Genomic DNA, 12,814 nt, shown 5'->3' with positions numbered 1-12,814 from the left:
CCTGATGCGATTGGGATTTTTACTGTTCCCCCTATTCACAATCCTTTTGCAATTCCGGATATTTGCAGATGACTTTCTATTCGGAGCATTTCTTCTTATAATAAACAAATGCCTATACAGGTAATTGTCAGAATAGTGATATGATTTGGAGGTTTTGAAATGGAAAACACGAAAAACCGTGGCTTCATTCTTCGTTCCCTCGATGGTATCGAGCGTACAGGAAATAAATTGCCGCACCCGGTTACGTTATTTGCGATTTTCTCTGTTCTCATCTTAGTGCTTTCCGCTATCTTCTCAACACTCGGCGTAAGTGTAGAAGATCCGATGAATCCAGGAGAAACGTTAACGGTTAGAAACTTACTTAATTCAGAAGGAATCTTGTACCTGTTCCAGAGCATGGTCACAAACTTCACAGGATTCGCACCCCTTGGAACTGTTCTTGTCACAATGCTCGGAATTGGTCTTGCTGAACGTTCAGGTTTGATCAGTGCCGCTCTTCGTGGACTAGTCACGTCTGTGCCAAAACAACTTCTTACAGCTGCATTAGTATTTGGTGGTGTTATGTCATCCATGGCTGCAGATGCTGGGTATGTTGTTCTAACTCCACTTGGAGCCGTTCTTTTCGCTGGGATGGGTCGTCACCCACTTGCAGGTCTAGCTGCTGCGTTCGCTGGGGTATCTGGTGGATTCAGTGCAAACTTGTTGCTAACATCTCTTGATCCATTGTTAGGTGGAATCACGCAAGATGCGGCTGCAATTTTGAATCCTGAATACGCAGAGTCCATCAACTACGCGATGAACTACTACTTCATGATTGCATCTGTATTCATGATCACAATCGTAGGTACACTTGTAACTGAGAAAATTGTTGAGCCACGTTTAGGTGCATACAAAGGAACGGTTACAGAAGAAGTCAATACACTTTCTTCTCTTGAGAAAAAAGGACTTTGGGGAGCTCTTGCTTCCATCATCGTCGTTTCAATCGGAATCGCTCTACTAGTTGTTCCTTCTTGGGGACCACTTCGTGCAGGTGCTGAAGAAATCGTCAACGCGCCATTCTTCCAAGTACTTGTTCCGGTTATCTTGATTCTCTTCATTGTCCCTGGGTTTGTATATGGTGTCATCACAAAAGCAATCCGCAACGACAAAGATGTAGCGAATCAGTTGTCTGAAACGATGGAAACAATGGGTTCATACATCGTTCTTGCGTTTGTAGCTGCTCAATTCGTTGCTTACTTTACAACGTCGAATCTCGGCCTTGTGCTCGCAGTAAACGGGGCTGAATTCTTAGATAGTACAGGATTTACAGGCTATCCGCTTATCTTAGCATTCTTATTGATTACTGGTTTCATTAACTTGTTCATCGGAAGCGCATCGGCGAAATGGGCAATCATGGCGCCGGTATTCGTGCCGATCATGATGGAACTTGGCTATTCACCAGAATTGACGCAAGTTGTTTACCGTATTGCCGATTCATCTACAAATATCATTTCACCATTGATGCCGTATTTCGCAATCGTGATTGCGTTTGCTCAGAAGTATGATAAAAAAGTTGGGATTGGTACGCTGATCGCTACAATGCTTCCATATTCTATTGCATTCTTCGTCGTTTGGACGATCATGTTGTTTGTGTGGATGGCGTTTGGGATCGACTTAGGTCCTGGTTCTGGCATTTACATGCCTGAATAATTACTAGCCGGCTCTCTTTTGAGAGTCGGTTTTTTAGTTCTCTCGCCCTCTTTTCAGATTTTTCAATCAGTGATAAAGTAACGAAGAGAAGAGGAGGAATTATCAGATTATGAAGAAATGGCTTTTACCTATGGCAGCCCTCGCATTTTTAGTTGGGTGTCAAGATGAAACAGTAGAGACACCATCCTCAGAAGCGACAGGTCCTGCTGGAGAAGTTGAAACAAAAATTGAAGAAGCATTGGGGACAGACGTTTCAATCCCTACTATGCAAAATCATGATATCGGTCTTGCGTATCTGGACTCGGCGGCTGAGTCTACGTCGGCTCACTTGATTTATCAAACAACGACGAAGCCAGCAGATGGATTCAACGTAGATACGTGGAGTGAGCAAAATGAGTATGAAGTATTACACGGTGACTTATTTAAAGACGCACCATTAGCAGAACTTGATATCTTTCCAGAAACTTTTGGAGAACTAGCTGACGCGGAAACGCAGGAAATTGCAGGCAAAGAAGTGGCCTATAAAGTGATTCCTGGCCCTGTACGGGACACTGCTGTCCTTGGGTTTGATAAAGACGGCGCTGGTTATATGATTACGTACTATCTAGCAGTTAATCAAACGATTGACGAGGCATTCAACTTTGCTGAACAAATTATAGAGAACTAAAAAAATCAGTATCTTCTCGAAAGAGAGGATACTTTTTTTTCGTTAGATTGATGCCCTTGCTAGGAAAAATTTTGGGATAGTGGACGTTTGGGATCTGAATTAGTTTCCATAATATGACTTCTGGCACAAAGTCGCTCGATCAGGGCACAAAACCTTTAGCTACCTAAGCCCTTACTAGTAAGATTTTAAGAAAATAAGGGTTTGGCCTGCGAATTAGTTTCCATAATATGACTTCGGTAGAAGAAATGTGGATTTGGGTAGAATAAATCTCAGTTTCGGTAGAAGAAAGTATGGTTTCGGTAGAAGAACGACCGCTCAGTTCGCAAACAAAAAACCGGCATACACCCAAATTGGTGTATGCCGGCGTTCTCCACATCTAAATCTAAAGTTGAGTGGAATGGAGGGGTTGACTCCAGTAGGGATCACAGTCTGCCGTGAGATCCCGCAGGAGCCTGCGACGAGGAAGCTCACGCAGCGCCCACGGAAAGCAGCCTCGCAGTGGAACTCAACGTCTTACTTTGCACAATTTCTGAACAGTCGGCTCCACATCTAAAACTAAATCGAAATCATAAACCCAGCCCGCTTCCCAATAATCTCCGCGTAATCTTCTACCATCACACTCGCCGTCGGGTACATCCCTGCTCCAGGGCCAACAAGTGTCAATGTGCCGATGTAGTTTGTATCGACTGCCACTGCATTGTTCACTCCTTCGATTGCATACAGTGGGTGGTCTGGTCCCACTAGTTGTGGGCCTACAGAAGCTTCTAAACGTCCATCGGGGTGCTGAACGATTTCAGCGACATGACGGTAGCGTAACCCTTCAGATTGCGCACGCTGAACATCTTCTAATGTGATTGTATCGATTCCTCTTACATCCACCTCGCTTCGTTCTGGTTGCTTATCAAATGCGAGCGCACTCAAAATCATCAGCTTATGAAACGCATCCATTCCGGATACATCGTTGTAAGGATCTGCTTCTGCATAGCCAAGTGCTTGCGCATCACGAAGTGCAGCGTCGAAGGCACTATTGTCTGTGCGCATTGAAGTCAGGATATAATTCGACGTCCCGTTCAAAATCCCTTGAATGCGATGGACCGTGTTGACTTGCAACAGGTTCTTGAGTGTCTTGATGACCGGTACGCCCCCTGCTGTAGTGGCTTCGTAGCCGATATAGACACCCTTTGATTTCGCTCGTTCATGAAGATCGATATGATAGCGCGAGAACATGACTTTATTTGCTGTGATGACATGGCACCCTTTGTCAATTGCCTGGCATAAATACCCATAGGCTGGGTCTTCCCCTACAATCGCTTCAAATACGACCTGCAATCCAGGAATGGCCAAGATGTCGTCGAACTTATCTGTGATGAGAACGCCCGGGGTTGCAGGACGAGGTTTTTCCAAATCATTCACAAGAATTGCGCCAACTTCAATGTCGAGGCCAAGAGAGCGTTGCAACTCTTCTCGTTTATCTTGCAAGATGCGGTAAATCCCTTGTCCCACTGTCCCGTATCCTAAAATTGCTGCTCGTAGTTTTGCCATCTTCATTCCTCCAAGTCCATTCACCGTAGTATTTTTCCTATTTTAGAGGAAGATTTTAAAGAAAACAAGAAAAATCTTTCCTGAGGATACATTTGTTTTTCTTGTACGGACAAATCAGACAGGAAGAGCGGCTTTTTTAACAGCTTGTAATCCTGCATCTAGTGCTTCTAAAATATCGTCAATATGCTCCAATCCAATCGACAAACGAACAAGTTCTGGCGTCACACCTGTTCGCGCAAGTTCTTCACCTTCACCTAATTGCTGGTGTGTTGTGGAGGCCGGATGGATGATCAATGATTTGGCATCTCCTACATTTGCTACATGTGAGAACAATGGAATGGAATCAATTAATAATTGCCCTGCCTGTTTCCCACCTTTTACTCCGAACGTTAGAATCGAGCCGGCACCTTGTCCTAAATACTTCTTCGCCAGTTCATGAGAAGGATGCTCTTCAAGTCCCGGATAGTTCACCCACTCTACTTCTTCATGTTGCTTCAAATAGTTTGCCACAACTTGTGCGTTCTCATTGTGTCTTGGGACGCGTAAGTGAAGTGTCTCCAGACCTTGCAGGAAAGAAAAAGCCGATTCCGGGCTTAGAGCGGGTCCAAAATCACGCAGCAATTGCACGCGAAGTCGGATAGCAAATGCTACTTGTGGTACGTCAATTCCGTAACGCAGACCGTGGTAGGTCACGTCTGGCTCTGTATATCCCGGGAATTTATCTGAGTTCCAGTCAAAATTTCCGCCATCGACCACTACACCTCCAATTGTAGTCCCGTGCCCACCAATCCATTTTGTAGCGGAATGGATGACAACGTGGGCACCGTGGCGAATCGGCTGTGTTCCGTACGGTGTAGCAAATGTGTTATCGATCAAGAGAGGTACACCCACTTCGTTCGCAACCTGCGCGACTGCTTCGATATCCAGTACGTTCAAACTTGGATTTCCAATCGTTTCAGCAAAGAAACCTTTCGTGTTCGAAGTGACCGCTGCACGGAAATTCTCAGGATCTGTGGAATCGACAAACTTCACAGTGATTCCGTAGCGTGGAAGTGTATGGGCGAATAAGTTGTATGTTCCACCGTACAGGTTCGATGCGGCAACAATTTCATCGCCTGCCCCTGCAATATTCAAAATAGAAAAGGCGATTGCAGACATTCCAGAGGATAATGCAACGGCAGCTGTCCCTCCTTCAAGTTGGGCGACGCGTTGTTCAAACACATCGACTGTCGGATTGCCGATACGTGTGTAAATGTTGCCTGCCTCTTTCAGTGCGAATAAATTTTGCGCGTGCTCTGTGTTTTGGAAAACGAATGAAGTGGTCTTATGGATGGGTACCGCGCGTGATCCTGTGACGGGGTCTGGTTGTTGGCCTCCGTGAAGTAAAATCGTTTCTGGTCGTAAGTTTGTCATTGTTCTTCCTCCTTTTTGTTGGGTAGAGCAGACATCCAGAGAGGAAGAGACAATGAAAAGGCCCCTCTTCAATTAAGAAGAGGAGCCTCAGCTTGTCCTCCTCTTATCTTCCAGACCGAAATCGATCTGTAGGAATTAGCACCTTTCCAAGCAAAATTGCTTGTTGGTTGCCGGGCTTCGCAGGGCCTAGTCCCTCCGCCACTCTGGATAAGAGTACATATACGTCTGTCTATTGCATTGAAGTATAAAACAGCAAGGAAACATCTGTCAACACCCCATTTGAAATTTTCTGTTTTTTCAGCCAGAAATCGCTTGCCAAACACTCTGAATTGCGAAAGAATAGACGGTGAGACCTTCGATTATCGAAGAATCCAAGGAGGATTTTGCATGACAACACAATTCCAAGAGTATACATACGAACGTCCCGATATGGGTGCTCTCAAATCACGCGCAAAAGAGGCATTAGAAGCATTCAAGGCCGCGTCTTCTTATGAAGAGCAAAATGAAGCGATTCAAACTCTCAACACACTGCGTGCAGACTTTTCGACAATGGCAAACCTTGTCTACATCCGCGCATCCATTGACACGAACGATGAATTTTATCAAAGTGAACGGGATTATTTTGATGAAATCTCTCCTGAGATGGAAGAGATCGTGACAGACTATTACAAAGCCCTTGTAGACTCACCATTTCGTTCAAATTTAGAAGAACGTTGGGGACAACAATTGTTTGATTTAGCCGAGTTCCAAATCAAATCGTTCTCACCAGAGATCATGCCACTTCTTCAAAAAGAAAATAAATTGGCATCGGATTATTCAAAGCTTGTGGCTTCTGCTCAAGTTGAATTTAACGGCGAAACGCTGACACTTGCTCAACTAGGACCGTTTGCAGAATCGACAGACCGTGAAACGCGTAAAAAGGCAAAAGAAGCATCGTTTGGTTTCTTCGCATCTCACGCAGAGAAATTCGATGCAATTTATGATGAGCTTGTAAAAGTACGTACAGAGATTGCGCACAAGATGGGCTATAAAAACTTCGTCGAACTTGGCTATATCCGTATGAACCGTATCGATTACAATGCGGAGATGGTAAAGACGTTCCGCGACCAAGTGCGCGACTATATTGTACCTGTCGCGACTAAACTGTATGAGAAACAAGCAAAGCGCATCGGTGTAGAGAAATTAAAACACTACGATGAGCCACTAACCTTCTTAACAGGAAACGCAACGCCACAAGGTTCGCCCGAATGGATCATTGAAGGTGGAAAGAAGATGTACGAAGAGCTGTCTCCTGAGACAAACGAGTTTTTCCAGTTCATGCTCGACCGTAATTTGATGGACCTTGTCGCGAAAAAAGGGAAAGAAGCAGGCGGATACTGTACATTTATCGAAAACCACGATTCTCCGTTCATCTTCTCAAACTTTAATGGGACATCTGGGGACATCGACGTGTTGACACACGAAGCGGGTCACGCATTCCAGGTATTCTCAAGCCGCAACATTGGAATTCCTGAGTACATTTGGCCGACTTATGAATCTGCAGAAATTCATTCGATGAGTATGGAGTTTTTCACATGGCCATGGATGGAAAACTTCTTTAAAGATCAGACAGAAAAATATAAGTACTCGCACTTGATGAGCGGGCTATTGTTCTTACCCTATGGGGTAGCTGTCGATGAATTCCAGCATGTTGTTTATGAAAACCCTGAAATGACACCCGCTGAGCGTAAAGCAGCCTGGAAAAAGATCGAACAAACGTATCTTCCTCATCGCGACTATGATGGGAATGCATATTTAGAAGAAGGGTCATTCTGGCAGCGCCAAGGCCACATCTATGCATCACCTTTCTACTACATTGATTATACACTCGCGCAAATCTGTGCATTCCAGTTCTGGAAACGTTCACGTGAAGATTTTGAGGGCGCTTGGAAAGACTACCTTCACCTTTGTACTCTTGGAGGATCTCTTCCATTCACAAAGTTAGTAGAAGCGGCAAACCTGAAATCACCGTTTGAACAAGGCAGCATCGAAGGCGTCATTGAAGAAATCGAAGCGTATTTAAACAGCGTGAATGACGAGGCACTTTAACTTGTAAGTAGGCAGGTCCCGCGCGGACTTGCCTATTTTCATGATTGTCCTCTACACTAGGAGTTAAGTGATTCTACCTTAAAGGAGAGATTGTGTAATGACACCCGAACAAAAGCTCTACGACTATCTAGTGAACAACACATGGGACTTAACAGAAGCGTGGTATGCAGCCCTTGATAAAAACTCGACAAGCGGGGTCTACGCATCGAACGACCCTAAAGTGATTCAGACAATCAAAGAGCAAAACCACGGATTTCATGAGCGTTTTTGTAAACTCTTTATTGAAGACGAAGAGGTATTCGTAAAACACTTTGAAGAATGGGTGTTAGAGATTGCACGTGACCCAGAACATCTAAACACACCGCTTCACCATATCCTGCAAGAATTTTTCAATACCCAACAACAATATATAGAGTTATTGTTTAAATATGAACGACAAGCTGAAGACCTTTCGCATGAGACTGTACAGAAGTGGATTGCAAGTGTCACAAAAATGTTTGGCAAGCTCATGACATGGTTCACAGAAGAGCATCATAACTACTCACTTTCTAAGTTACGTGCACAACAAGAGATGATCAATGAGCTCAGCACGCCAGTTATTTCGCTCAGTAAAGGGGTTGCTCTATTACCACTCGTTGGCGATATTGATACAAACCGCGCGAAATACATATTTGAAAACGCACTTTCTCAATGTACACAAAAGCGTGTCCACAGCTTACTCATAGATATTTCTGGAGTGGCCATCATCGATACAATGGTTGCTCAACAGATTTTCCAATTGATTGAGGCTTTACGCCTTCTAGGTGTTGAATCGACACTATCGGGAATTCGTCCAGAGATTGCCCAAACAGCTGTTCAACTCGGCATCAGCTTCCAAGATGTCAACACGATCTCTACAATTGAACGCGCTGTTCAGCGTCTGTTCACTGAAAAATAAGGAGGATTTAGATGAAACACACATTAATCGAACGCCTGACGCGTTACGTGAAAATTGATACACAATCTGACGCAGCAAGCACGTCCACCCCTTCAACTGAAGGTCAATGGGATCTGCTTCATGTACTCAAAGAAGAACTTGAAACGATGGGAATGACAGAGATCACGCTTGATGACAACGGCTATCTATTTGCTACTCTTCCTGCGACAACTACTGAAGACGTTCCAACGATCGGCTTCTTAGCACACGTGGATACTGCGACAGATTACACGGGGAAAGATGTGAAGCCTCAACTCGTCGAAAACTATGATGGCGAAGATCTTCCGTTAAACGACTCAACGGTCATGAAAGTGGCCGACTTCCCAGAACTCAAAAACTACAAAGGCCACACACTGATGACGACGGATGGAACAACCCTTCTAGGTGCAGATAATAAAGCAGGTATCGCCATCATCTTGACAGCGATGGATTACTTTTTACAAAACCCAGATATTCCGCATGGTAAGATTCGTGTCGGTTTTACACCGGATGAAGAAATCGGTAGAGGCCCGCACAAGTTTGACGTGGAAGCATTTGGTGCAGATTATGCGTACACGATGGACGGTGGCCCTCTTGGCGAACTACAATTTGAGAGCTTTAATGCAGCAGGCGCACGCGTGACAACACATGGAGTCAGCGTTCACCCAGGTTCTGCGAAAGATAAGATGGTCAATGCCATCACGATGGCGATGAAATTCCAGTCGCATATGCCTCCACAAGAAGTACCAGAAAAGACGGATGGCTATGATGGGTTCGTTCACTTGATGGACATTCACGGCAAAGTCGAAAAAACTGTGATGGACTATATCATCCGAGACTTTGATAAAGCAAAATTTGAAGAGAAAAAACAACGTTTCCATGATGCGGCAAATGCAATCCGTGCACAGTACGGAGAGGACGCAATCACAGTTGAACTAAACGACCAGTACTACAACATGGGTGAGAAGATCACGCCTGTTATGCATATCGTCGATCATGTGAAAGCAATCATGGAAGATTTAGAAATTGCACCTCTTATTATTCCAATCCGCGGTGGTACGGATGGCTCACAACTATCTTACATGGGCATGCCGACGCCAAACATTTTCACAGGCGGCGAAAACTATCATGGCAAATATGAATATATTTCAATTGAAAACATGGAAAAAGCGACACAAGTCGTACAAGAAATCGTGAAACGCGCCGTACAACCAACAAATTAAAGGACGGGATGAAGCAATGAAGGCAATCAGCTTTTCCAATCATTTTTAGTCGGAATTAGCTCGGGTGTCATTGCGACTGTCTTGTTTTTCATGGCAACTGATTTAGCACGACACAACCAGAGCCGCCTTGCTTCTGTTGAAGCTACTCAGTCTACAGAAATCTTGTTCGTCGTTGCGGGTGAAATGCTCCTACTTAGCCTCCCGCTTCCTGCTCCGATCGCACTCGCAGGGATGGGCATTATCATCATTGGTTTAGTGGCACACAGTCTTCATACGGTTTGGGAACAGCGCAAAATTAATATGTCGACAAGTCACCACATTTCTTCTTAAAAGAAATGTGGTTTTTGTTTGACAGAAGTTATACAGAGGGTGTACATTCAGAGTACTCATGGGTACTGATAAGAAAGGAGGAGTTTCATGACCGAGCAAGAACTGCGTTCACGCATTCTTTTTGCAGCTCTTGAAACCTTCGGAAAAGAAGGGTTTTTCGAGGCTAAAATGCTGACGATCGCCAAGCTCGCAAAAATTTCAAAATCAACTTTATATGCGATGTTTCCTTCAAAGGAAGACCTTTATACGGAGATGATGAAATTTACATTTTCACTTTTTTTATCCAACATCCAGCACCAGATCAATCAAAACCATTCATTTGAAGAGACACTTCAAGCCATTACAAAGACACATCTTCAAAATACGTGGAAACAGCGACACCGGTCTGGTATGTATCTGCAACTCAATCATAAACATGAAGAGGCGATGGATGCTCTCATGGCCTTTATTGAAGAGTACATCGCTGTTATTCAGCAATTTTTTGAGAAACACGGGATTGAAAACGCAGACATGAAGGCCAGACTGTATACGGGAATGCTTGATAGTTTTCGTAATGAGATTTTTATGGACCCTACCTTCAACGAAGCCAGGTTAGAAGAAATTCAAAATCAAATCGATCAAATTGTTATCAACGGATTTTAAACTTTCACTTTAAGAAGGAGCCACTATGGGGTGGATCACGCGATTTAGCTTACGCAATGCTGTAGCTATCTTTATCTTTTCGTTCTTATTAATTTTGCTAGGAATCTTTTCATTCAGTCGTTTGAAAATCGATCTACTTCCAAACATTGAGTTTCCACAACTCTCTGCACAAATCGTCTATCCAGGAGCTTCTCTTGATGCGGTAAATGAACAAGTGATCACACCGCTCGAGCAGGCGTTTGAAGGTCTAGAAGGTGTTCAAGAAATACAGAGTGCTTCTTACGACACGATTGCGGAAGCGGGTCTTCCAGATGAAGCAGCGGTTGAAGTAAGTCGTTTATCATTCGGTGCCTTCCCAATTTTCAATATCTCCTTATTCGGGGAAGAAGATGTAGATTTAGATGAATTTCTAGATTCAGAAGTTATCCCAGCTCTTGAGAAAATTCCAGGCATCAATTCTGTTTCTGTGGGTACGTAAGCAGACAAAAAAAGCCTAATAAAAGGACGCTAACCGATAATGGGTAGCGTCCTTTCTCACATCTGAGGGGGGTGTGAGAATCGTGTTTTTGGAGAAAAGCACGATGGTTTGTTGACCTTATGGTAATGATAATCATTTTCAATTATAAAGTCAAGCAAGTTTCTTAAAAATCCCTTATACTGAAGCTATGTTAACCTCATACCAACGCCAACAACTCCGACAATACAGTGTCTATATGCAGCCAGCAGGTCCGGTACTCTTTCATACAGGAGAATGGAAAGAGCATCTTACAGTCGTTCAAGAAATCATCCAGGCCCCTCACCGCACGGCTGCAGCCTCCTATCTGACACGCCGTTTAGGGATGTTTGTTTCGATGCAATTTTGGAATCTCACTCTTTATGATGAGTATTGGAGTGGTAGACCAGAAGATTTAAATTGGATTGCCGTCAGAGAGTATGGCTATCCTGCAATTAGTGCATTTTGTGAGGAGGAAGAGTGGAGGTCTCTTGCTTCTGATCAGAGTCGGCAAGAAGTGGTAGCTGAGATTTGGAAGTTTGCTCGGATTTGTATTGAATCTCTGTCAAGCTCGAAGGCATTGCAGCGCATTCACTGGGAAAATGTTTTTGGGTATATCGTTTGGCACTACTCTGTTTTCATGCAGCAATCCGATTTACGTGAAAAAGCTTTGACCGATTGGTTATTGCTTCAACATGCCGATTCCTGGGTAACGGACAATCCATTTGAAGCGTTTGTTCAAGGTCGCACACCGGGTGAACTCGTCCGCATGCCGGTACGCTCTACTTGTTGTCTTGCAAAAGATATTCCTGGGCAACTTACTTGTGGCTTTTGCCCATTACCTAACTAGATGTGGAGAACGCCACTCTAGAAACTCCGAGGAAATCAGACGTGCCCGTGAAGGCGCTCTTCAGCCTTTGCGGGTGCGGCTGATTCCGGAGCGTGTTTCTGGCGTTCGGAGCTCGATTCCATTTAGATGTGGAGCCGACTGTTCAGAAATTGTGCAAAGTAAGACGTTGAGTTCCACTGCGGGGCTGCTTTCCGTGGGCGCTGCGTGAGCTTCCTCGTCGCAGGCTCCTGCGGGATCTCACGGCAGACTGTAATCCCACTGGAGTCAACCCCTCCATTCCACTCAACTTTAGATTTAGATGTGGAGAACGCCGGCATACACCAATTTGGGTGTATGCCGGTTTTTTGTTTGCGAACTGAGCGGTCGTTCTTCTACCGAAACCATACTTTCTTCTACCGAAACTGAGATTTATTCTACCCAAATCCACATTTCTTCTACCGAAGTCATATTATGGAAACTAATTCGCAAGTCAAACCCTTAATTTCTTAAAATCTTACTAGTAACGGATTGGGTAGCTAAAGGTTTTGTGCCCTGATCGAGCGACTTTGTGCTCGAAGTTGTTTTATTGAAACTAATTTGCCAAGCTCAAGTTGCTTACTCCCCAGCTCGCCTTTCTAGCGAAACATATCCAGCATGATCGAGCTTGCCATGAAAAATCGTTAAATTCTTTTTGGGCGGAATCAAGTAGACGTGATCGGCTTCTACTTTCATTCCGGCTTCTGCGAGCAAGACCGGCATTTTTGTATAGCGGGCGAGTAATTCATCCATTAAACTTTTAAAGTCAGGGGACAAGTGCTGCACAACGATATACGCCATTCCCGTTGAGGATGGAAGTTTTCGAAAAAATTGTTCAAGTGCCTCTAACCCACCAGCAGATGCGCCAATACCAATGTAATACTCCGGTACATGTGTCATCGTCTTT

The 12,814-nt window shown here is 44.3% G+C and carries 11 protein-coding genes, 1 pseudogene and 1 riboswitch; of the genes and pseudogenes, 9 read left to right on the top strand and 3 right to left on the bottom strand.

Going from position 1 to position 12,814, the window contains the following annotated elements; translation table 11 throughout:
* Positions 1–159 precede the first annotated feature (159 nt).
* Positions 160–1,689 carry an AbgT family transporter gene (locus tag JOD03_RS05790; RefSeq protein WP_204589897.1) on the top strand — a complete coding sequence of 510 codons (1,530 nt, stop codon included), beginning with the start codon at positions 160–162 and terminating at the stop codon, positions 1,687–1,689.
* A 109-nt stretch (positions 1,690–1,798) separates the two neighbouring features.
* Positions 1,799–2,356: a hypothetical protein gene (locus tag JOD03_RS05785; RefSeq protein WP_204589896.1), complete on the top strand. Its 558-nt coding sequence runs from the start codon at positions 1,799–1,801 to the stop codon at positions 2,354–2,356.
* Between the two features lie 555 nt (positions 2,357–2,911).
* On the opposite strand, the gene JOD03_RS05780 is transcribed toward JOD03_RS05785, so the two are convergent.
* A complete protein-coding gene (locus JOD03_RS05780) occupies positions 2,912–3,898 on the bottom strand; it encodes a homoserine dehydrogenase (RefSeq protein ID WP_204589895.1) in 987 nt (328 codons plus the stop codon).
* Positions 3,899–4,012: 114 nt separating this feature from the next.
* Positions 4,013–5,311: an O-acetylhomoserine aminocarboxypropyltransferase/cysteine synthase family protein gene (locus tag JOD03_RS05775; protein WP_204589894.1), complete on the bottom strand. Its 1,299-nt coding sequence runs from the start codon at positions 5,309–5,311 to the stop codon at positions 4,013–4,015.
* A 100-nt stretch (positions 5,312–5,411) separates the two neighbouring features.
* Positions 5,412–5,525, bottom strand: a riboswitch (SAM riboswitch).
* 173 nt (positions 5,526–5,698) lie between these two features.
* Here JOD03_RS05775 and JOD03_RS05770 point away from each other — a divergent pair.
* The 7 genes and pseudogenes from JOD03_RS05770 to JOD03_RS05740 all read left to right on the top strand — a co-directional run bounded on the left by JOD03_RS05770 (position 5,699) and on the right by JOD03_RS05740 (position 11,892).
* The gene (locus JOD03_RS05770; protein ID WP_204589893.1) at positions 5,699–7,399 is read left to right on the top strand and encodes a M3 family oligoendopeptidase; all 1,701 of its coding nucleotides are present in this window, start codon (positions 5,699–5,701) and stop codon (positions 7,397–7,399) included.
* A gap of 97 nt (positions 7,400–7,496) precedes the next feature.
* Entirely contained in the window at positions 7,497–8,336 is an 840-nt protein-coding gene (locus JOD03_RS05765) for an STAS domain-containing protein (RefSeq protein WP_204589892.1), read from the top strand.
* 11 nt (positions 8,337–8,347) lie between these two features.
* Positions 8,348–9,577: a peptidase T gene (gene pepT, locus JOD03_RS05760; protein WP_204589891.1), complete on the top strand. Its 1,230-nt coding sequence runs from the start codon at positions 8,348–8,350 to the stop codon at positions 9,575–9,577.
* 24 nt (positions 9,578–9,601) lie between these two features.
* Positions 9,602–9,907: pseudogene (locus tag JOD03_RS05755) on the top strand (multidrug resistance efflux transporter family protein); the annotation flags it as partial.
* Positions 9,908–9,994: 87 nt separating this feature from the next.
* On the top strand, positions 9,995–10,549 hold the full coding sequence (locus JOD03_RS05750) for a TetR/AcrR family transcriptional regulator (RefSeq protein ID WP_204589890.1): 555 nt from the start codon (positions 9,995–9,997) through the stop codon (positions 10,547–10,549).
* Positions 10,550–10,574: 25 nt separating this feature from the next.
* Positions 10,575–11,027, top strand: coding sequence for an efflux RND transporter permease subunit (locus tag JOD03_RS05745; RefSeq protein WP_204589889.1), 453 nt, complete (start codon positions 10,575–10,577; stop codon positions 11,025–11,027).
* Between the two features lie 187 nt (positions 11,028–11,214).
* Positions 11,215–11,892, top strand: a complete 678-nt coding sequence (locus JOD03_RS05740) for a hypothetical protein (protein WP_204589888.1) — start codon at positions 11,215–11,217, stop codon at positions 11,890–11,892.
* Positions 11,893–12,486: 594 nt separating this feature from the next.
* Here JOD03_RS05740 and JOD03_RS05735 read toward each other — a convergent pair.
* On the bottom strand, positions 12,487–12,807 hold the full coding sequence (locus tag JOD03_RS05735) for a chemotaxis protein CheB (RefSeq protein ID WP_204589887.1): 321 nt from the start codon (positions 12,805–12,807) through the stop codon (positions 12,487–12,489).
* Positions 12,808–12,814: the final 7 nt, after the last annotated feature.

This window comes from Chryseomicrobium aureum (assembly GCF_016909155.1).
GTDB classification, from domain to species: Bacteria; Bacillota; Bacilli; order Bacillales_A; family Planococcaceae; genus Chryseomicrobium; species Chryseomicrobium aureum.
Note: the sequence above shows the minus strand (reverse complement) of the source record. Positions and strands in the feature narration are given on the sequence as shown.